Origin of the sequence: Streptomyces sp. NPDC008086 (genome assembly GCF_042957325.1) — a bacterium.
Classification (GTDB): Bacteria; Actinomycetota; Actinomycetes; order Streptomycetales; family Streptomycetaceae; genus Streptomyces.
Window position 1 is genome coordinate 218,791 of record NZ_JBIBIA010000010.1, and the last position, 20,176, is coordinate 238,966.

Annotated in this window: 16 protein-coding genes and 1 riboswitch; of the genes, 10 read left to right on the forward strand and 6 right to left on the reverse strand. The window is 70.1% G+C overall.

Translation table 11 applies throughout. From position 1 onward, the window contains the following. Nucleotides 1-262: 262 nt before the first annotated feature. From sigR to ACFZBP_RS33445, 8 genes are all read left to right on the forward strand, one after another. A complete protein-coding gene (gene sigR, locus ACFZBP_RS33410; protein ID WP_234768037.1) occupies nt 263-958 on the forward strand; it encodes an RNA polymerase sigma factor SigR in 696 nt (231 codons plus the stop codon). Further along, nucleotides 955-1,257, forward strand: coding sequence for a mycothiol system anti-sigma-R factor (gene rsrA / locus ACFZBP_RS33415; protein ID WP_234768038.1), 303 nt, complete (start codon nt 955-957; stop codon nt 1,255-1,257). Before sigR ends, rsrA begins: the two co-directional genes overlap by 4 nt. Before the next feature lie 107 nt (nt 1,258-1,364). Continuing rightward, nucleotides 1,365-2,666 (forward strand): HD domain-containing phosphohydrolase, encoded by a 1,302-nt coding sequence (locus tag ACFZBP_RS33420; protein ID WP_391418698.1) that lies wholly within the window; start codon nt 1,365-1,367, stop codon nt 2,664-2,666. Continuing rightward, entirely contained in the window at nt 2,663-3,904 is a 1,242-nt protein-coding gene (locus ACFZBP_RS33425; RefSeq protein ID WP_391418702.1) for an HD domain-containing protein, read from the forward strand. Before ACFZBP_RS33420 ends, ACFZBP_RS33425 begins: the two co-directional genes overlap by 4 nt. A gap of 109 nt (nt 3,905-4,013) precedes the next feature. After that, nucleotides 4,014-4,994, forward strand: a complete 981-nt coding sequence (locus tag ACFZBP_RS33430; RefSeq protein WP_391418704.1) for a tetratricopeptide repeat protein — start codon at nt 4,014-4,016, stop codon at nt 4,992-4,994. Nucleotides 4,995-5,163: 169 nt separating this feature from the next. Then, on the forward strand, nt 5,164-5,814 hold the full coding sequence (gene def, locus ACFZBP_RS33435; RefSeq protein WP_391418707.1) for a peptide deformylase: 651 nt from the start codon (nt 5,164-5,166) through the stop codon (nt 5,812-5,814). Between the two features lie 298 nt (nt 5,815-6,112). Continuing rightward, nucleotides 6,113-7,198, forward strand: a complete 1,086-nt coding sequence (cyc1, locus tag ACFZBP_RS33440) for an epi-isozizaene synthase (protein ID WP_391418709.1) — start codon at nt 6,113-6,115, stop codon at nt 7,196-7,198. Beyond that, on the forward strand, nt 7,195-8,574 hold the full coding sequence (locus ACFZBP_RS33445) for a cytochrome P450 (RefSeq protein WP_391418713.1): 1,380 nt from the start codon (nt 7,195-7,197) through the stop codon (nt 8,572-8,574). Before cyc1 ends, ACFZBP_RS33445 begins: the two co-directional genes overlap by 4 nt. A 1-nt stretch (nt 8,575) precedes the next feature. On the opposite strand, the gene ACFZBP_RS33450 is transcribed toward ACFZBP_RS33445, so the two are convergent. Continuing rightward, the gene (locus ACFZBP_RS33450) at nt 8,576-9,541 is read right to left on the reverse strand and encodes a helix-turn-helix domain-containing protein (protein ID WP_383451707.1); all 966 of its coding nucleotides are present in this window, start codon (nt 9,539-9,541) and stop codon (nt 8,576-8,578) included. A 92-nt stretch (nt 9,542-9,633) separates the two neighbouring features. Here ACFZBP_RS33450 and ACFZBP_RS33455 point away from each other — a divergent pair, with 92 nt between their 5' ends. Continuing rightward, nucleotides 9,634-9,888 (forward strand): hypothetical protein, encoded by a 255-nt coding sequence (locus ACFZBP_RS33455; RefSeq protein ID WP_391418716.1) that lies wholly within the window; start codon nt 9,634-9,636, stop codon nt 9,886-9,888. Here the strand turns inward: ACFZBP_RS33455 and ACFZBP_RS33460 are convergent. The 3 genes from ACFZBP_RS33460 to ACFZBP_RS33470 all read right to left on the reverse strand — a co-directional run bounded on the left by ACFZBP_RS33460 (nt 9,801) and on the right by ACFZBP_RS33470 (nt 14,025). Beyond that, nucleotides 9,801-10,814 (reverse strand): ribonucleotide-diphosphate reductase subunit beta, encoded by a 1,014-nt coding sequence (locus ACFZBP_RS33460; RefSeq protein ID WP_391418719.1) that lies wholly within the window; start codon nt 10,812-10,814, stop codon nt 9,801-9,803. The genes ACFZBP_RS33455 and ACFZBP_RS33460 overlap by 88 nt on opposite strands. Continuing rightward, a complete protein-coding gene (locus ACFZBP_RS33465) occupies nt 10,814-13,204 on the reverse strand; it encodes a ribonucleoside-diphosphate reductase subunit alpha (RefSeq protein WP_391418722.1) in 2,391 nt (796 codons plus the stop codon). The genes ACFZBP_RS33460 and ACFZBP_RS33465 overlap by 1 nt, the downstream gene beginning before the upstream one ends. Nucleotides 13,205-13,350: 146 nt before the next feature. Then, a riboswitch (cobalamin riboswitch) is annotated at nt 13,351-13,441 on the reverse strand. Nucleotides 13,442-13,518: 77 nt separating this feature from the next. Beyond that, a complete protein-coding gene (locus tag ACFZBP_RS33470; RefSeq protein WP_391418725.1) occupies nt 13,519-14,025 on the reverse strand; it encodes a GNAT family N-acetyltransferase in 507 nt (168 codons plus the stop codon). A gap of 211 nt (nt 14,026-14,236) precedes the next feature. Between ACFZBP_RS33470 and ACFZBP_RS33475 the strand changes: the two genes are divergently transcribed. Beyond that, complete coding sequence (locus ACFZBP_RS33475) at nt 14,237-17,860, forward strand: ATP-binding protein (protein WP_391418728.1); 3,624 nt, start codon at nt 14,237-14,239, stop codon at nt 17,858-17,860. A gap of 253 nt (nt 17,861-18,113) precedes the next feature. Here ACFZBP_RS33475 and mctP read toward each other — a convergent pair whose 3' ends face one another. Together mctP and ACFZBP_RS33485 are read right to left on the reverse strand one after the other, a co-directional pair. Next, on the reverse strand, nt 18,114-19,742 hold the full coding sequence (gene mctP, locus ACFZBP_RS33480) for a monocarboxylate uptake permease MctP (RefSeq protein WP_391418730.1): 1,629 nt from the start codon (nt 19,740-19,742) through the stop codon (nt 18,114-18,116). Further along, complete coding sequence (locus ACFZBP_RS33485; RefSeq protein ID WP_383451722.1) at nt 19,739-20,002, reverse strand: DUF3311 domain-containing protein; 264 nt, start codon at nt 20,000-20,002, stop codon at nt 19,739-19,741. The genes mctP and ACFZBP_RS33485 overlap by 4 nt, the downstream gene beginning before the upstream one ends. Nucleotides 20,003-20,176 lie beyond the last annotated feature (174 nt).

Consider the following 20,176-nt stretch of genomic DNA (forward strand, 5'->3'; position numbering starts at 1 on the left):
CTCAAGCACCGGCGCCGACGTCGTAGGAGAGGAAGTCCGCCGCATGGGTTCGACCCACTGCCCGCCCGTCTCCCACCACCACCCCGTGGACGGGCTTCGCCCGGCAGCATTGGATTCGAGCCGCGGCAGCCGCGCCGACCTGGACTGGACGGTGCTGCACGCGGCCAAGACCGCTCCTATTCGAGGGGCGGCAGGTACGGCAGGTCGTCTATCCTCCGATTCAGGTGGGACCGGATTCGGCCCTGCCCGCAATCTTGAGGAGGTGGGTCCGGTTCCCGGTACCGACGCAGGGACCGACAACGGCCAGGCGGAGCAGCCCGAGGGCCAGGGCATGAGCGTGGACACGTCCGCGGAGACGACCGCCGAGCGCAGCGCGCGCTTCGAGCGGGACGCGCTCGAATTCCTCGACCAGATGTACTCGGCCGCCCTGCGCATGACGCGCAACCCGGCCGACGCCGAGGACCTGGTGCAGGAGACGTACGCCAAGGCGTACGCGTCCTTCCACCAGTTCCGCGAGGGCACCAACCTGAAGGCGTGGCTGTACCGGATCCTCACCAACACCTTCATCAACTCGTACCGCAAGAAGCAGCGTGAACCCCAGCGCTCCGCGGCCGAGGAGATCGAGGACTGGCAGCTCGCGCGTGCCGAGTCGCACATGTCGACGGGCTTGCGCTCCGCCGAGTCGCAGGCGCTCGACCACCTGCCCGACTCGGACGTGAAGGAAGCACTTCAGGCCATCCCCGAGGAATTCCGTATCGCCGTGTACCTCGCCGATGTCGAGGGCTTTGCGTACAAGGAGATCGCGGACATCATGGGGACACCCATCGGTACGGTGATGTCCCGGCTGCACCGGGGCCGCCGTCAACTGCGCGGCATGCTCGAGGACTACGCGCGTGAGCGCGGGCTGGTCCCGGCCGGCGCCGGAGAGTCGAACGAAGCGAAAGGCTCGGGCTCATGAGCTGCGGAGAGCCGCACGAGACGGACTGCAGTGAGGTACTCGATCATCTCTACGAGTTCCTCGACAGTGAGATGCCGGACGTCGATCGCGACAAGTTCAAGCAGCACTTTCGCGAGTGCTCGCCGTGCCTGGAGAAGTACGGGCTCGAAGAGGCCGTGAAGAAGCTCGTCAAGCGCTGCTGCGGACACGACGACGTGCCGACGGACCTGCGTGCCAAGGTCCTGGGCCGACTCGACCTGATCCGCTCGGGCCAGGCCGTCCCCGACCACGACGTGACGGCGACGCCGCAGGAATCCTGAACGCACGGCCGTCACCCGAACGTGCTAATCCCGCTGTCCCGGACTGCGGACCTCCCCCGCCCGCCCTAGGGTCCCGTGCTTGAAGCGCGTTGCCGGGGAGGGGCGTTATGGAGGCGACACCCAGGGCGACACCCGCACGGGTCCGTGGCTACGTCGTCTGTGTCACCCTCGGCGCCCTGTTCTGTCTGCACACCCTGCCGACGACGCCCACCCCCTGGTGGGCGCCGGCCCTGCTCGCCGCGCTGTACGCCGGCGGCGCGTGGTTGTCCGGCTCCTTCTATCCCGTGCTCCTCGCCGGCGCCTTCCTGCTGCCTCCGTCCGCCGCCGCCCTGGTCGCGGTGCCGGGGGCACTGATCGCCCCGGTCGCCGGCCGGCCGGACCCGCTGCGACGGGTGTGGCGGGCGGCGCAGCTCGTGATCGCGGTGTGGGTGGCCGCCCGCGTGCACTGGGCGCTCGGCGAGCACGACGCCGTCCAGGCGTCCGACTTCCCGTACGCGCTCGCGCCCGCCGGCGCCGCGGTGCTGGCGTTCTGCCTGGTCCTGACGGCGCTCGACGGCGGCATCCTGAAGCTCGCCGACCGCGTCCCCGCTCGGCGTGCCTGGCGCGGGCTGTTCCTGCGCTCGCTCGCGCCGATCGCCGTGCACGGTCTGGCCGGGCTGATGATGGCCGTGCTGTGGCGCAGCCCCTACGGCCCGGTCGCCGCGCTGCTCGTGCTGCTGCCGATGTGCGTGTCGTGGTGGGTGTTCGCCCAGTACCACCGGGAACGCGCGGCCCATCAGGCGACCATCCGCGCGCTGGTCCAGGCCGTCGACATCAAGGACGGCTACACCCGGGGGCACAGCGAGCGGGTCGGACAGGCCACGATGATGATCGCGCGTGAACTGGGCATGGCCGACGAACGCGTCGAGGTGCTCCGCTTCGCCGGGATCCTGCACGACGTCGGAAAGCTCGGGGTGCCGACGCGGCTGCTGCGCAAGGACGGGCCGCTCACGCCCGAGGAACGGCGCGTGATCGAGCTGCACCCCGAGTACGGGCACGAGATGGTCCGGGGCATCTCCTTCCTCGGCGAGGCCAGGGCCGCCGTACTGCACCACCACGAGCGGCTGGACGGCAGCGGGTACCCCTACGGGCTGGCGGGCGGTCAGATCCCGGAGTCGGCGCGGGTGGTGGCGGTCGCCGACGCGTTCGACGCGATGACGTCGAACCGGTCGTACTCGAGAGCCAGGCCCGTGCCCGTCGCCCTGCGGGAGCTGGAGAAGTGCGCGGGCTCGCACTTCGACCCCCGGATGGTCACGGCCCTCGTCCGAGCCGTGGAACAGCAGGGATGGCATCCTGCCGTGACCGCCGACGAGACGTGTGTGCCCCCGCCCCGCCCACCCGTCCCCAGCACTCCGGACGCGCATCGATGAGCGCCCCGAGACCGCGCCTCCTGCTCGCTCTCGTGCACGCGAGCGCCGTCCTCCTCGTCGCCGTCTGCCTGGTCGACACCCTGGCCGGCGGCCTCGTCGAACGCGGCACGGCGCTCGCCTTCGGGATCCTCGTCGCCCTCGGCGAGCTCGCCCGCTGGACGGGAGCGGCGAGCAGGGAGGCCGCACCGCTCGGCGCCGCCGCCGCGCTGTCGTACGCCCTGCTGGGGGAGAACGACGGACGGTCCACCCAGCACGGCGTCGCCCAGGTGATCGGCGTCGTCCTCATCGCCTCGCTCCTCGGCAGCGTGCCGCACATCGCGCGCGGCCGCCCCGTCCTCGACCACCTCGCCCGGCGCGTCCTCACCGTCGGCTTCGCGGCCGTCTGCTTCCAACCGCTGTACAACCAGGGCACGTTCCACGGCTGGGGCACCGCCTACGCCCTGCTGCTGCTCGCGATCCTCACCCTCACCACCCTGTGCGACGTCCTCCTCGCCGCCGCGCTCGCGCACTCCCGCACCCGGTGGCCGTTCGGGCCGCTGCTGCGGGACGAGCTGAGGGCGACGCTCGGGATCGGTTCGGCCGTCTGCGCGACGGGCGCGGTGACGGCGCTCGCGGTCGCCGTGGCCGGGCTGTGGGCGCTGCCCGTCTTCTCGCTCCCCCTTCTGCTCACCCAGATGTCCCTGCACCGGTACGCCGCCGTACGGGCCACCTACCGGCAGACCATCGCCTCCCTCGCCCGGGCCACCGAGATCGCCGGGTACACCCCGGCCGGACACGCCCGGCGGGTGGCCGCGCTCAGCCGGGAGGTGGGGCGTGACCTGGGACTTTCCGAGGCCGAGCTCACCGTGCTGGAGTACGCGGCCCTGATGCATGACATCGGGCAGCTCAGCCTGGTCGACCCGGTGCCGGCCGGGGCGACCGCCGTCCTGCCCGTCGAGGAGCAGCGCCGGATCGCGCTGCTGGGCGGGGCCGTCGTACGGCAGACCGGGGTGAACCCGCAGGTGGCGATGGTCGTGGAGCGGCTCGCCGACCCCTGCCCGGAGCAGCCGGTCGCCGCGCGGATCGTGCGGGCGGTCAACGCCTACGAGGAGAAGACGCGCGACGCCGGGCCCGGAGGGCCGCTGAAGGCGCTGGAGGAGCTGCGGCTGGGTACCGCCGGGGACTATGCGCCGGAGGTGGTCAGATCGCTCGCACGGGTGCTGTCCAGAGACTGTCTGACACCCCCTGTGGTTGGGTAACCCATGGGTAATGAGCGCCCTTCCAGCCGTACGTGGTTGGATGCGAATGAGAGTGTGTCCGGGGGCGAGCACTAGCCAGCCCACTCCACGGAACTGGCAGGCGGGAATCGTGAGGATCTTCGGCAAGGGACGGCACCGGCCCTCCGCCTCCTGGCGGCAGGCCACCGACCGCGCGTTCACGCTCATCGGCGACGGCCGGTACGAGGACGCGGGCGCGCTGCTGACGCGGGCCGCCGATCTGGAGCCCTGGCTTTCCGAGTCCTGGTTCAACCTCGCGTTGCTGCACAAGTTCCGGCACGACTGGGAGCAGGCCCGCGCGGCCGGGCTGCGGGCGGTGGCGCTGCTCGACCGGGAGACCGGGGCGCCCGACTGGTGGAACGTCGGTATCGCGGCCACCGCCCTGCAGGACTGGCCGCTGGCCCGGCGGGCCTGGCAGGCGTACGGGCTGCGGGTGCCCGGCGCCGCGACCGACTCCGGTGAGCCGGTCGGCATGGACCTCGGCAGCGCGGCCGTACGGCTGTCCCCGGAGGGGGAGGCCGAGGTCGTCTGGGGGCGGCGGCTGGACCCCGCGCGGATCGAGGTGCTGTCCATCCCGCTGCCGTCGTCCGGGCGGCGCTGGGGCGAGGTCGTGCTGCACGACGGGGTGCCGCACGGGGAGCGGACCACGTCGGCCGGGCACGCCTACCCCGTCTTCGACGAGATCGAGCTGTGGGCGCCGTCGCCGGTGCCGACGTGGGTGGTCCTCCTGGAGGCCGCCACGGAGGCCGACCGGGACGCGCTGGAGCAGCTCGCCGCGGACGCCGGCTTCGCCGCGGAGGACTGGTCTTCGTCGGTGCGGCTGCTGTGCCGGATGTGCTCCGAGTCGCGTATGCCGTCGGACGAGGGGGACGGGGAGCATCTCGATCCCCACGATCACAGTGAGCCGGGGCATCCTGGGCCGCTCGGGCATCGGACCGACGGGCAGCTGTGGGTGCCGGAGCGGGAGTGTGGCCTTGCCGCCCCGGCCTCCTTGGTGCGGGGTTTGCTGGACGGGTGGGTCGCGGACAGTCCGGATTCGCGGGATTGGCGGGACTTGGAAGAGGTCTGCTAGTCGCCGTAGGAGCGATGGCGTCGGCAGGCTGCGGCTCCGTCGTGGCTGATCGCGCCCACGCGGCGGAGCCGCATATCGGCACAGTCCCGCGCCCCTGAAGGGGCGCTCCCCCGTACCCTGTATCAGCATCACACCCTCTTTTCTTGTGTAGGAAGGCGATCCGTAGGTCATGGCCCAGCAGGACACCGAGCAGCAGCACGCGGGCGTGCTCCCCGTGGACGACGAGGGGTTCGTCGTCGACACCGAGGACACGGAGGAGCGGGAGAACGCCTGGCGTGAGCGCGGCACCTCGCGGCCGATCACCGTCGTCGGGAACCCGGTGCTGCACAGGGAGTGCAAGGACGTCACCGAGTTCGGCGCGGAGCTGGACCAGCTGGTGGCGGACATGTTCGCCTCGCAGCGCACCGCCGAGGGCGTCGGACTCGCCGCCAACCAGATCGGCGTCGATCTGAAGGTCTTCGTCTACGACTGCATGGACGACGAGGGCAGGCGGCACGTCGGTGTCGTGTGCAACCCGAAGCTCGTCGAGCTGCCCGCCGACCGGCGTCGGCTGGACGACAGCAACGAGGGCTGCCTGTCCGTGCCGACCGCGTACGCGCCGCTCGCCCGGCCCGACTACGCCGAGGTCACCGGGCAGGACGAGAAGGGCAACCCGATCAAGGTGCGCGGCACCGGGTACTTCGCCCGGTGTTTGCAGCACGAGACCGACCACCTGTACGGCTACCTCTACATCGACCGCCTCTCCAAGCGGGAGCGCAAGGACGCGCTGCGGCAGATGGCCGAGAACGAGCCCCGCTACCCCGTGGTCGCGAACGACTGAGCCTCGTCGAGGGCCCCACAAGTCACTTACGCACGGCGCCTGTTCAGGGACACCTTCCTGACCAGGCGCCGTTCGTATGTCCGGCACCTGTTCGATCCCATACAGGCAGGTACTGATCCAAATCCAGTCATAAAGAGTGAGACTCGCGGCATCCAGGGGTGGTGAAAGAAGCAAATCCATTCCCAGAACGGTCAGTTATGGTGCTGAATGGGAGAGCGGGGATACGCGACGGCGCACGCCGGGCTCAGCGGGAGGGGTGTGCGCGACTGCAGGAACGGCGGCTGAGAGGAGTTTGTTCGTGCATGCTTTCTCGGACAGCACCACAGCGACATCGACGGCGGCCCCGGTTCCACCGTCGCTCTCTCTCCCGGTGATCGAAGCAGCGTTTCCCAGGCAACTCCATCCGTATTGGCCCAGGCTCCAGGAGAAGACCCGTGCCTGGCTGCTGGAGAAGCGGCTGATGCCGGCCGACAAGGTCGCGGAATATGCCGACGGCCTTTGCTACACCGACCTCATGGCCGGGTACTACACGGGTGCCCCGGACAATGTCCTCCAGGCGATCGCGGACTTCAGCGCCTGGTTCTTCGTCTGGGACGACCGCCACGACCGCGACATCGTCCACCACCGCCCGGCCGCCTGGCGCCGGCTCAGGATCCGGTTGCACACGGCGCTGGACTCCCCCGAGGACCACCGGCACCACGAGGACCCGCTGGTCGCGGGGTTCGCGGACAGTGTGGGGCGGCTGTACGCGTTTCTGCCCGGCACCTGGAACGCGCGGTTCGCACGGCATTTCCACCAGGTGATAGAGGCGTACGACCAGGAATTCCGCAACCGTGCCGAGGGGCGGATCCCGACGGTCGAGGAGTATCTCGAACTGCGGCGGCTCACCTTCGCGCACTCGATATGGACCGATCTGCTGGAACCGAGTGCCGGAACGGAACTTCCGGACTCCGTGAGAAAGCACCCGGCCTTTCGGCGGGCGGCATTGCTGAGTCAGGATTTCGCCGCCTGGTACAACGACCTGTGCTCCTTTCCGAAGGAAATAGCGGGTGCGGAGGTCCATAATCTCGGAATCAGTCTGATCACGCACAAGGGGCTGACCCTCGAAGAGACCGTGACGGAAGTAAGGCGCCGGGTCGAGGACTGTATCGCCGATTTCCTAGTGGCCGAGCGCGAGGTCCTGGAATTCGCCGAATCCCTCGCCGACGGCACACCGCGGGGAAGGGAGATCGGCGCCGCCGTGCGGGCCTGCGTCGGCCATATGCGCAACTGGTTCAGCTCGGTCTACTGGTTCCACCACGAGTCCGGTCGCTATCGCGTCGACAGCTGGGACGACCGGTCCACGCCCCCGTACGTCACCAACGAAGCGGCAGGTGAGCTATGACCGTCGACTCCGTCCGCCCCGAGGCCGGCCCGCCCGCGACCCCGCAACCGAGTGAGCCGCCCCTCGCCGGCGGCGGCGTTCCGCTTCTCGGCCACGGCTGGAAGCTGGTCCGCGATCCTCTGGCCTTCATGGCGGCCCTGCGCGACCACGGCGACGTCGTGCGGATCAGGCTCGGACCGAAGACGGTGTACGCCGTCACCACGCCCGAACTCACCGGCGCGCTGGCCCTGAGCCCCGACTTCGAGATCGCCGGGCCGCTGTGGGAGTCCCTGGAAGCCCTGCTCGGCAAGGAGGGCGTGGCCACCGCCAACGGCCCCCGGCACCGCCGGCAGCGGCGCACCATCCAGCCCGCCTTCCGGCTCGACGCGATCCCCGGGTACGGGCCGATCATGGCGGAGGAGGCGCGGGCGCTGAGCGAGCGCTGGCGGCCCGGCGAGACCGTCGACTGCACCGCCGAGTCGTTCCGGATCGCCGTACGCATCGTCGCCCGCTGTCTGCTGCGCGGCGCCTACATGGACGAGCGGGCCGACCGGCTGTGCGCCGCCCTCGACGTCCTCTTCCGCGGGATGTACCGGCGGATGGTGATCCCGCTCGGGCCGCTCTACCACCTGCCTCTGCCTGCCAACCGCCGGTTCAACGGCGCCCTGGCCGATTTTCATCTGCTGGTCGACGAGGTCGTCGCCGAACGCCGGGCATCCGGTCAAAAGCCGGACGATTTGCTGACGGCATTGCTCCAGGCCCAGGACGAGAATGGCGACCCCATCGGGGAGCAGGAGATCCATGATCAGGTCGTCGCGATATTCACCGCGGGCGCCGAAACCGTGGCCTCCACGATCTTGTGGCTGCTCCATGTGCTCGCGGAACATCCGGAACACGCGGACCGGATCTGTGCGGAGGTCGAAACCGTCACCGGCGGCCGGCCCGTGGCATTCGAGGACGTCCGAGCGCTGCGGCACACCAACAATGTCATCGTGGAGGCGATGCGTTTACGTCCGGCGATCTGGATTCTGACGCGACGGGCGGTGACCGAAACGTCACTCGGTGGCTATCGCATTCCAGCCGGGGCCGACATCGTATACAGCCCCTACGCCGTCCAGCGCGATCCGCGGTCGTACGTCCGCAACCTCGACTTCGACCCCGATCGCTGGCTTCCGGAACGCGTCAGGGACGTACCGAAACACGCCATGAGCCCGTTCGGCGTCGGCAACCGCAAGTGCCCGAGCGACCACTTCTCCATGGCGATGCTGACGCTGATCACGGCGGCTCTGGCCGGCAGGTACCGCTTCGAGCAGGCGCCCGGCTCGAACGACGCGACCCGCGTGGGCATCACGCTGCATCCGCACACCCTGCTGCTGAAGCCGGTCGCGCGGGCGTAGCTCAGGCTGCCTCGGGGCCCCGGAACGTCCGTCGGTAGGCGTTCGGGGTCGTCCCCAGGGCCCGGACGAACTGGTGGCGCAGCGCGGCCGCGGTGCCGAACCCGGTCCGGCCGGCGATCGTGTCCACCGTCTCGTCCGTCGCCTCCAGCAACTCCTGGGCCAGTAGCACGCGTTGGCGCAGGATCCAGCGGTAGGGGGTCGTTCCGGTCTCCTGCTGGAAGCGGCGGGCGAAGGTGCGCGGGGACATCAGCGCCCGCTCGGCGAGCTGCTCGACGGTGACCTCCTCGTCGAGGTGCCGCTCCATCCAGGCCAGCACCTCGCTGACCGTGTCGCACTGGGAGCGGGGCAGCGGGCGCTCGATGTACTGGGCCTGTCCGCCGTCCCGGTGCGGCGGGACCACCATGCGCCGGGCGATCTTGTTGGCGACCTCGGGCCCCTGCTCCTGCCGCACGATGTGAAGGCAGGCGTCGATGCCGGCGGCGGTACCGGCGCTGGTGATCACGGACCCCTCGTCGACGTACAGCACGTCAGGCTCGATGATCGCCTTCGGGTTCCGCCGCGCCAGCTCCTCCGCCTGCCGCCAGTGCACACTGCACCGCAGTCCGTCGAGCAGTCCGGCCGCGCCCAGTACGAAGACGCCGGAGCACACGCTGAGCACCCGCGCGCCTCGCTCGACGGCCCTGACCAGGGCATCCAGCAGCTCGGGCGGATAGTCGCGGGTGACGTACTCGCTGCCGGCCGGTACGGCGATCAGGTCGGCCTCCTCCAGCCGCTCCAGCCCGTACGGCGTGCAGACGGAGAGTCCGCCGACATGGGTGCCCAGCGTCGGCCCCTCCGCCGAGACGACGGCGAAGTCGTACGTGGGCAGCCCCTCGTCGCTGCGGTCGATGCCGAACACCTCGCAGACGACGCCCATTTCAAAGAGGTGTACGCCGTCGAGGAGGACGGCGGCGACGTTCTTCAGCATGCTGCCAGTGTGCCTCGAAGCTGGCAGTAAATCGAGGGTGTACGGCAGTCCTGCCACTGTTCGTAAGGAGTGTCCGGCGCGACAGTGGTGTCATGACTGCAGAACAGACACAGACACTGCTCGCCATGGTCGTCGTCCTCGGCATGCTCGTCCTCCTGGTCCTCCCGTCAGTGATCGGGATCGTGCACGACCGGCGCATCGACCGTCAGATCAGGGAGGCCCAGGAACGCGACAAGGCCAGGACTCGGCAGACCGGCTCTCAGAAGTCCTCGTCCAGGTCGACGGTGCCCTCCACCGCCACCTGGTACGCCGACGGACGCCGCTCGAAGAAGTTGGTCAACTCCTGAACACCCTGGAGCTCCATGAAGGAGAAGGGGTTCTCGGAGCCGTACACCGGAGCGAAGCCGAGGCGCGTCAGACGCTGATCGGCGACACACTCCAGGTACTGCCGCATCGAGTCGGTGTTCATGCCCGGGAGGCCGTCACCGCACAGGTCGCGCGCGAACTGCAGCTCGGCCTCGACGGCCTCCCTCAGCATGTCGGTGACCTGCTGCTGGAGCTCGTCGTCGAAGAGCTCCGGCTCCTCCTTGCGGACGGTGTCGACCACGTCGAACGCGAACGACATGTGCATGGTCTCGTCGCGGAACACCCAGTTGGTGCCGGTGGCGAGGCCGTGCAGCAGGCCCCGGCTGCGGAACCAGTAGACGTAGGCGAAGGCACCGTAGAAGAACAGGCCCTCGATGCACGCGGCGAAGCAGATCAGGTTCAGCAGGAAGCGACGCCGGTCGGCCTTGGTCTGCAGGCTCTCCAGCTTCTCGACCTCGTTGATCCACTTGAAGCAGAACTCGGCCTTCTCGCGGATGGACGGGATGCTCTCGACGGCGTCGAAGGCCGCCGCCCGATCCTCCGGGTCGGGGAGGTAGGTGTCCAGCAGCGTCAGATAGAACTGGACGTGCACGGCCTCCTCGAACAGCTGGCGCGACAGGTACAGGCGCGCCTCCGGGGAGTTGATGTGCTTGTACAGGGTCAGCACCAGGTTGTTCGCCACGATCGAGTCGCCCGTCGCGAAGAACGCGACCAGCCGGCCGATCATGTGCTGCTCGCCCTCGGACAGCTTCGCGAGGTCGGCGACGTCCGAGTGGAGGTCGACCTCCTCGACGGTCCAGGTGTTCTTGATCGCGTCCCGGTAGCGCTCGTAGAAGTCCGGGTAGCGCATGGGACGCAGGGTCAGCTCGAAGCCCGGGTCGAGAAGGTTGGCGTTACGGGTACTCATTACTGGCATGCCTCGCAGGACTCGGGGTTTTCCAGGGAGCAGGCGACGGCGTCTTCGGGGGCCGGCTGCTGTGCGGGGATGGCGGCTTGGGCCTGTGCGGCGCGGGCGATGCGGGTCGCCGGGCGCGAGCGCAGGTAGTACGTCGTCTTCAGGCCCGACTTCCAGGCGTACGCGTACATCGAGGAGAGCTTGCCGATGGTCGGCGTCTCCATGAAGAGGTTCAGGGACTGCGACTGGTCCAGGAACGGGGTCCGGGCCGCGGCCATGTCGATGAGTCCGCGCTGCGGGATCTCCCACGCCGTGCGGTACAACGCCCGTACGTCCGCCGGGATCCAGGCGAAGTCCTGCACCGAGCCGCCCGACTCGCGCAGCGCCTCCCGGGTGCGGGCGTCCCAGACGCCGAGCGCCTTCAGCTCGTCGACCAGGTAGGAGTTGACCTGGAGGAACTCGCCGGACAGCGTCTCGCGCTTGAACAGGTTGGAGACCTGCGGCTCGATGCACTCGTAGACACCGGCGATGGACGCGATGGTCGCGGTCGGGGCGATGGCGAGGAGCAGGGAGTTGCGCAGGCCCGTCGCGGCGATACGGTCGCGCAGGGCCGCCCAGCGCTCCGGCCAGGTGAGCTCGACGCCGTAGTGGTCGGGGTGTAGAACACCCTTGGCCGTACGGGTCTTCGCCCAGGCCGGCAGCGGGCCGTTGCGCTCGGCGAGGTCGGCGGAGGCCTCGTAGGCGGCGAGCATGACGCGCTCGGCGATCCGGGTGGAGAGCCGCTTCGCCTCCGCCGAGTCGAACGGGAGCCGCAGCTTGAAGAAGACGTCCTGGAGCCCCATCGCGCCGAGCCCGACCGGCCGCCACTTGGCGTTGGAGCGGCCCGCCTGCTCGGTCGGGTAGAAGTTGATGTCGACCACGCGGTCGAGGAAGGTGACGGCGGTACGGACGGTGGCGTCCAGCCGCTCCCAGTCGATGTCGCCGGTCGCCGCGTCGACGAACGCGCCGAGGTTGACCGACCCCAGGTTGCAGACCGCGGTCTCGCCGTCGTCCGTGACCTCCAGGATCTCCGTGCAGAGGTTGGAGGAGTGGACGACGTGGCCGGGCAGCGCCGTCTGGTTGGCGGTGCGGTTGGCGGCGTCCTTGAAGGTCATCCAGCCGTTGCCGGTCTGCGCGAGGGTGCGCATCATCCGGCCGTACAGATCGCGGGCCGGGATGGTCTTCTTCGCCAGGCCCGCCTCCTCGGCCTTGCGGTAGGCGGCGTCGAACTCCTCGCCCCACAGGTCGACCAGCTCGGGCACGTCGGCGGGGGAGAACAGCGACCACAGGGCGTCGGCGTTCACGCGGCGCATGAACTCGTCCGGGACCCAGTGCGCGAGGTTCAGGTTGTGCGTACGGCGGGCGTCCTCGCCGGTGTTGTCGCGCAGCTCCAGGAACTCCTCGATGTCGGAGTGCCAGGTCTCCAGGTAGACGGCGGCCGCGCCCTTGCGCCGGCCGCCCTGGTTCACGGCGGCGACCGAGGCGTCCAGGGTCTTCAGGAACGGGACGATGCCGTTGGAGTGCCCGTTGGTGCCGCGGATCAGCGAACCCCGGGAGCGGATGCGGGAGTACGAGAGCCCGATGCCGCCGGCGTGCTTGGAGAGGCGGGCCACCTGGTGGTAGCGGTCGTAGATGGAGTCCAGCTCGTCCTTGGGGGAGTCCAGGAGGTAGCAGGACGACATCTGGGGGTGCCGGGTGCCGGAGTTGAAGAGGGTGGGGGAGGAGGGGAGGTAGTCGAGGCGGCTCATGAGCCCGTAGAGCGCGGCGACTTCGTCCAGGGCGCGGGGGCCCGCTTCTGAATCGAACGCAGTGTCCTCGGCGAGACCGGCGGCGACGCGGAGCATGAAGTGCTGGGGCGTCTCGATGACCTTGCGGGTGATGGGGTGCCGGAGCAGGTAGCGGCTGTGCAGGGTGCGCAGGCCGAAGTAGCCGAAGCGGTCGTCGGCGGCCGTGTCGACCAGGGCGTCGAGGCGCGCCGCGTGGATCCGCGCGAACTCGGCGGTCCGGTCGGCGATGAGGCCCTCGCGGTGGCCAACCGCGACCGACTCGGTGAACGACGTGACGCCCTGCGAGGCGGCCTCCGCGCGGATGCCGATGGTGAGCAGCCGGGCGGCCAGCCGGGAGTAGGCGGGGTCCTCGGAGATCAGTCCGGCGGCGGCCTCCGTCGCCAGCTCGCGCAGCTCCGACTCGTCGGCCCGGGCGGACCGGCCGCGCAGCGCGGCGGCGGCGACCCGGCCGGGGTCGGCGTCGGGGAGGTCGGCGGTCAGCTCGGTGAGCGTCCGCAGCAAGGCCGTTCCGGGGGCGTCCTCGTCGATGGCGACGGTGGGGACGGCTGAGGCCGGATCTGCTGGCGCGATGGTCACGTGGGGGCTCTCCCTCGCTCGGCACGGGGGCCTTGCGGAGGGCAGGGGGCAGCACACGAGCGCACGCGGCGTCGCGTCCACCGGCCCATTCCACGAGGCCCGGACGTCAGGGCGCACCGGCCGGGTGGCCGGGCGCGCTGTCGGCAGGTCCTCGGACTGACTCCTGTGCACGGTTCTGGGAACAGACGTGCACAAGTACACCGTTGCGGGACAGTTCCGGATTCGCACCGGATTCCCCTGCGGCGACAGCGAGCATGAGCATACATCTTGTGCCGAGCTGTCGTGTCACCCCCAGATGTTGTGTCGCGCTGGTTTCAGAGCGTCAACTGGTAGGTGAGGAGAGTGATGTCGTCCAGGTGTGGGACCGGGTTCCAGTCCCGCTCGGGTGTGCGGACGAAGTCCAGGCGTTCGTAGATGCGGTGGGCGCTGTGCATGGTGCGCTGGGTCGACAGGACGATCCGCACACAGCCTTCCGTGGCCCGCGCACGGTCGACACAGGCACGCACGAGAGCCTCGCCGGCGCCCCGGCCACGCGCCGCCCGGTCGACGGCGAGCATCCGGATCTCGGCCTCCCCGGCCCGGGCTATGTCGGCCAACGGCCCGCCGCCCGGCACGAAGGTCACACCACCCGACAGCCGACCGCTCTCGACGGCCACCAGCACCTCGGCGGCGGCCGCCCGCTTGGCCACGTCCCTGAGCTCGCCGAGGTATTCGTCGCTCTCGCCGAAGTCGAGGAGGCCGTCCCGGAGGTAGGCCTGGGCGGTGATCTCGCCGAGGGGTGCGTACTCGTCGGGGTGGGCGAGGCGGATCTCGAAGTCCATGCGGGCGAGTGTGCCGGACGGGGGCGGCGGCGGCCCGGGATTTTCACCGAGGCCAGCCGAGGTACGCCCAAAACCACCTGGGTCCGCAGAGATGCGCCGGGTTGCGCGGAGGTCCGGGAGTGCTTCCATGGAGGTAGGTGTCGGCGTCCGCGGTCCCTCCGCCACAGAGCTTTCGAGAGCCTTCGACGGCCTTCTCGGAAGGAGACGCACGATGACGAGGGTCGTCCGGCACCCACCCGGCAGGGACCGGCCGCGCGACGCGCCGATGGCGACACTGGCTCCGAGACGGGCGGGCAGCTGGGTCCGGCGGGGAGCCGTGGGCCACTGGCACCGGCTGACGATCCGTCTGGAGGCCCGTCGCGGCACCACCCGCCCCAAGAAGTGGCGCCGTTGGCTTTCCTACACCAACCTCACCCGTGCCGTCTGGACGGTGGCCGCGCTCGCCCTGCTCGCATGGGCCGTGCAGGGCCTGTACATCCTGGTCACGAGCACCACCACCGGCTTCGAGGAGTGGCGGCAGGACAGCGAGGGGTTCGACGCCGTCATGCGGTTCGTGGGCCCGGTGCTGGCGGCGTCGATCGCCGCGACGCTCTTTCTGTTCTGGTGGTACCGGTGGACCAAGCGGCGCTACCTGGCCAAGGCGCGGGACGACCCCCATCGGCTGGTCCTCACCGCCGGCCCGGACACCGCCGAGATCGTCGGCCGGGAGGACATCGCCCAGGTCATCGCCGAACGGCTGCGGGCGCGCGACACCCGCCGCCCCTACCTGCTGGTCGGCGGAGTCGGCGTGGGCAAGACCGCCGTACTCGTACGGCTCACCGAACTGCTGGCCGAGCAGAACGCCGTGCCGGTGCCGATCCGGCTGCGGGACGCGACCGGCGACCTGAACTTCGAGCGCATGGCCAGGCAGCGCTTCGCCGAGGAGGCACCCCGGGGCATCCTCGCGCGCAGCAAGACCGAACGGGTCTGGCAGCAACTGCTCGCCGACGACAAGCCGGTCGTCATCGCCGACGGGCTGGAAGAGGCGCTCCTCGGCGACGGCGTCCAGCAGAACCGGGACAACATCATCCGGCGGGCCATCGAGCGGGCCCACGAGGAGAAGCTCCCCCTGGTCATCGCCTCCCGGCCGCACAGCCCGCTGGAGAGCACCCCGGCCGCGATCGTGGAGCTGGAACCGCTCAGCGAGGAGGAAGCCCTGCGCTTCGTCCAGGGGCCGCTCCCGGAGCCGGACGAGCGCCACCTGGACTGGATCGTAGAGACGGCCGAGGCGACCGAGTCGCCCGTCTATCTGCAGATAGCCCGCGAACTGCACCGCTCGGGAGCCCTGGAACACGACGGGCCGTACGCCGATCCGCGGCACCTGAACAGCCACGGCCACACCCACGGCGGAGACCGCGGCAGCCTGCGGCTGTGGCTGCTGGAGACCTGGGAAGAGGCGCTGTGCGAGGGCCGGCTGCGCAAGCACGTCGCGCTGGACCGCAGGGAGCGCCGGGACGCCCTCGAAGTGGTCTCCGCGCTGGCCTGTGTAGGACTGCTCCAGGACAAACTGGAGGTCGGCTTCGGGGAGTTGCTCGACACGGACGTGCATCCCGGTCCGGTGCGGCGCGCACAGGCCCGGGCCGGGCACGCGTGGACCAGCGGACGCGCCTTCGACCGGTACGGCAGGCGGGGCAACGACTTCTCCGAGTGGCATCGGCAAGAGATCTGGAACGTGCTCTGTCAGCGGCTCGGCCAGGAGGAGACGAGACGGCTGCGCCGCGGGAACATGGACCAGTGCCGGGCCGCCCTCGCCCGGCTCGCGCGCAGCGCGGACCGGCTCGGACTGGTGGAGGGCTTCGAACGGAAGGTCCGCTTCCCGCACAGCATCATCCAGGCGTACTTCGGCTACCGCGTCCTGAACCACCTGGGCGAGCGGCGTGCGGGAGAACTCGTCGAGCAGGCGCTCTCGCCACCCGGCCCCAGCCGCGAACTGCTCATGTCCCTGGTGCTGTTGTCGCGTCGGCGGGCGGCGGCGCTCAGGGCCCCGAGGGACGGTGTCCGGGGCGAGATGGCCAGGGAGATCGAGGAGCTGCTCCGCCGGTCTCCCGTGCGCGGGCACACCCTGGCCCACCGGCTCTGCCGGGCCGCGCGCCGCCGCACCGACGACCCCAAGACCCTCGACCTGTACGCGGCGGCGGTGGAGATCGAGAGCGCGGAGGACGACCCGGGGCTGCTCGGCGACATCGTCGGCGAGGTCCGCAGGAGGTGGCCCGCCTTCAAGGGGGACCGGCGCAGCCTGGAGGACTCCAAGCTGAGGCTGCTCAGACAGCTGGGAGCGGCCCTGCGCGGCGTCTCCGCCAGGATCGACACCACTCCGCTCTACGAGGACCTCTTCGAGATGGGCGTGGGGGAGGCCTCCTACTCCATACGGCTGGCCGCGGCCCAGGAGTTCGGGACCGGCGGAAACGCGGCGTTCGCCGTGATCCGCGGACGGGTCGGGCTGAACACCGACCCCGTGAAGGAGTACAACGACAGGCTCGGCGAGCTGAAGGCCTGGAAGCGGCAGGCGTACGAGCGCTGGGCCGAGCGCATGGTTCGGGTACGGGCCGGCGGCGGGTCCTCACCGGCCAGGTCCGAGCGCATCGGCCGGCTCCAGCAGGACCGGCGCCGACTCAACCAGGACTACCGCAGGCAACGGGTCGATCTCTTCCGGGAGTTCGTGATGCGGGCCTGGATGGTCCCGATGCTGCTGGGCTCCGTCGACGAGGCGCACCGTGACGAGGCCCGCGAACGCCTCACCAAGTGGCTGCGCCACCTCGACCCGAACGCCACCGACGGCGCCTGCGACCTGCCGCTCGCTCTCGAGGCCGCGCTGGCCCAGGGCTTCAAGTACGCGGCCAACCGTCGGATACGGCATCCGCAGGCCTACGCGGGCGGCCGGGCCGACCTGATCCGGCAGGCGGAGACCGTGCTCCAGCAGTCCCGGTGCTGGTACGCGCAGCTCATCCTGCTCCAGGCGCTGTGCCTGTGGGAGCTCCCGGACAGCCCGGGCGTCCACGACCGGAAGACCCATGCGACGTCCGGCAGGGGCGAGCGCGACGGCCCCGCCGAGCCGTCCCGGACGATGGGCGGGACGACCGCCATCCGGACCGTGGAGCGGTGGCTGTCGATGGCCGGCACCGTGAACAGGGCGCCCGGGCCCTCAGGGGGGAACGGCGACAGGCGCCGGCGGCTCCTGCATCCGTTCGTCGCCGAGGCGGGCGACCTGGTGGCGCTCGCGCTGGAGACCGGGCAGCCGGAGCGGTTCCTCTGGATCGACGAGAAGGGCGTCGCCGACACCATCGGCGCGCGCACCGCCGACTGTGAGGGATACCGCAGGCACAGCCTGTGGATTCCGCCCTCGGTCGGGTGGAGCACCCTGGACGCCCGCGCCCAGCGCCTGGTCGCCGACGTGCTGGTGATGCTGAACCTCGTCGAACGGGACGGACACCCGGACGAGGTCGAGGAGCGGATGGCCCGCGTGGAGCAGCCGGACATGGCGCTCCCGCCGTGCATCCGCAGCGACCGCGCCCCGCTCCGGGCCGACCTGCGGGCCGGCATCTCGGACCCGCCCGCCCCGGGCTCTACCTGCCTGCCCGACTGCAGGTTCCAGCTCTGCCCCTACCCGCCCCGGGGTTGTGTGCCCCGCGGCGAGATCCGGGAGCCGTTCTGCCGCCAGCAACAGGCCCTGCTGCCGGGACGCGTACGCCGCCACTTCCCCCGCGGCCTGCGCCGCAAGACCCCGCACTGGATCAGCATGCGCGTCACGGAACTCGACAGCTTCTGGCAGCAGATGGCCGGGCGGACCCGCAGCTAGGGCCCTTCTGATGGATCTCCGCGGCGTCGCGACGCCCGGCACGCACTCTCGCCGCACCGGACAAAAGCCCACGTAGCTCCGCTACGAGGGCTTCCGCCCGGCACGCCGAGAGCACGCACCGAACGCCGCTCCTTCTCCCACGGAGATCCATCAGAAGGGCCCTTAGGGCCAACGCCGGCAACGCCGACGGGCCGCCGGATTCCTCCGGCGGCCCGCCGATGCCGTTCTGGTCAGGTCAGTTCAGGTCCGGGACTCAGTGGGACGAGCCCGCCGTCGCCGGCGGCAGTTCCACCTGGACGCCCGGGTCGCCCGCGTCCGCCGTGTAGTCCTCCGGCTTGGTCTCGTCGATGCCCTCGGGGGCCTTCGCGGCCTTCAGGACGAAGGTGAGGACCACCGTGACCACCAGGTTCAGCACGAACGCCGTGAGACCGATGTAGCCGATCTCGCCGATGCCGGGGATCTCCTTCGCGGAGCCGCCGAAGTGCTTCTGCGTCGGCGAGGCGACACCGTACGCGGCGACCGTGCCGTAGATCATGCCGACCGCCCAGCCGGCCAGCAGGGCCCAGCGGTGGAACCAGCGGGTGAACAGGCCGCCGACCAGGGCCGGGAAGGTCTGCAGGATCCAGATGCCGCCCAGGAGCTGGAAGTTGATGGCGACCGTCTTGTCCATGGTGAGGACGAAGACCAGCGCGCCCACCTTCACCAGCAGGGACACGATCTTGGAGACCTTGGTCTCCTGGGCCGGCGTCGCGTCCGGCTTGATGAAGTCCTTGTAGATGTTGCGGGTGAAGAGGTTCGCGGCCGCGATGGACATGATGGCCGCGGGGACGAGGGCGCCGATGCCGATCGCCGCGAAGGCGACTCCCGCGAACCAGTCCGGGAACATCGTCTCGAACAGCTGCGGGATCGCCAGCTGGCCGTTCTGCACCTTGATGCCGGCCGCGATCGCCATGAAGCCCAGCAGGGCCAGCAGGCCCAGCATCAGGGAGTACAGCGGCAGGATCGTGGTGTTGCGGCGGATCACCTCACGGCTGCGCGAGGACAGCGTCGCGGTGATCGAGTGCGGGTACATGAACAGCGCGAGCGCGGAGCCCAGCGCCAGCGTGGCGTACGTCCACTGCCCCGCCTCGGCCGGGACCAGCGCACCGCGCGGCGCGCCCGTGGCCGGGTTGGTCTGGCTGTACGCCTCGCTCGCCTTGGTGAAGATCTCGTCGAAGCCGCCCAGCTTGATCGGGATGTAGATGATCGCCACCGCGATGACGATGTAGATCAGCGTGTCCTTCACGAACGCGATCAGGGCAGGGGCGCGCAGACCGGAGGAGTACGTGTACGCGGCCAGCACACCGAAGGCGATGAGCAGCGGCAGGTCCTTGATGAACCAGTTCGTGTTCTCGCCGCCGCCGACGCCCATCACGTCCAGCACGGCCTGGATGCCGACCAGTTGGAGCGCGATGTACGGCATCGTCGCCAGGATGCCGGTCAGCGCGACGGCCAGCGACAGGCCCTTCGAGCCGAAGCGGCCGCGCACGAAGTCCGAGGTCGTGACGTAGCCGTGCTTGTGGGAGACCGACCACAGTCGGGGCAGGAAGGTGAAGATCAGGGGGTAGACGAGGATCGTGTACGGCACAGCGAAGAAGCCCGCGGCGCCCGCCGCGTAGATCGCCGCCGGGACCGCCACGAAGGTGTACGCCGTGTACAGGTCGCCGCCGAGCAGGAACCAGGTCACCCAGGTGCCGAACGACCGGCCGCCCAGGCCCCATTCGTCGAGGCTGTGCTCGTTCTCGGCCTTGCGCCAGCGCGCGGCCAGGAAGCCCATGACCGTGACGGCCAGGAAGAAGAAGATGAAGACGCCGAGCGCCACACCGTTCACGCCGTCGTTCACTGCGACGCACCGCCCTTCCGGGGAGCGCGGGCGCGCTGGTCACGCTGCCACAGCTTGTACGCGACCATCGTCAGCAGCGTGGAGATCAGGACCCAGAGCATCTGGTACCAGTAGAAGAACGGGATGCCGGCGAGCTCCGGATCCGTCTTGGCGTACGAACCGACCCACAACATCGCCACGAAGGGCGCGATGAGACAGAGCGCGATGACGACCCGTACGGGTGTCACCAGCCCTCTGTTCACCTCTGGGGCATCTGACATCTGACGGCTCCGTCCCCTCACTGATCACCTGTGAAACGCCCGGGCAATGTAGGTGACGGTGCAACGACAGCGGAAGACCCTGTCCGCATATCGGATGTGGAGGATTGGTGCAGGCGGCGTCGGCATGCTCAGGGCTACCGCCCCGCGCCTCCTGGGGTGTTCCGGTCGACCGGT

Bases quoted from the DNA above. Each gene is read 5' to 3' on its own strand.
- rsrA (WP_234768038.1), top strand. From the start codon at position 955: ATGAGCTGCGGAGAGCCGCACGAGACGGACTGCAGTGAGGTACTCGAT.
- ACFZBP_RS33420 (WP_391418698.1), top strand. From the start codon at position 1,365: ATGGAGGCGACACCCAGGGCGACACCCGCACGGGTCCGTGGCTACGTC.
- ACFZBP_RS33425 (WP_391418702.1), top strand. From the start codon at position 2,663: ATGAGCGCCCCGAGACCGCGCCTCCTGCTCGCTCTCGTGCACGCGAGC.
- def (WP_391418707.1), top strand. From the start codon at position 5,164: ATGGCCCAGCAGGACACCGAGCAGCAGCACGCGGGCGTGCTCCCCGTG.
- ACFZBP_RS33445 (WP_391418713.1), top strand. From the start codon at position 7,195: ATGACCGTCGACTCCGTCCGCCCCGAGGCCGGCCCGCCCGCGACCCCG.
- ACFZBP_RS33450 (WP_383451707.1), bottom strand. From the start codon at position 9,541: ATGCTGAAGAACGTCGCCGCCGTCCTCCTCGACGGCGTACACCTCTTT.
- ACFZBP_RS33455 (WP_391418716.1), top strand. From the start codon at position 9,634: ATGACTGCAGAACAGACACAGACACTGCTCGCCATGGTCGTCGTCCTC.
- ACFZBP_RS33460 (WP_391418719.1), bottom strand. From the start codon at position 10,814: ATGAGTACCCGTAACGCCAACCTTCTCGACCCGGGCTTCGAGCTGACC.
- ACFZBP_RS33470 (WP_391418725.1), bottom strand. From the start codon at position 14,025: ATGGACTTCGAGATCCGCCTCGCCCACCCCGACGAGTACGCACCCCTC.
- ACFZBP_RS33475 (WP_391418728.1), top strand. From the start codon at position 14,237: ATGACGAGGGTCGTCCGGCACCCACCCGGCAGGGACCGGCCGCGCGAC.
- ACFZBP_RS33485 (WP_383451722.1), bottom strand. From the start codon at position 20,002: ATGTCAGATGCCCCAGAGGTGAACAGAGGGCTGGTGACACCCGTACGG.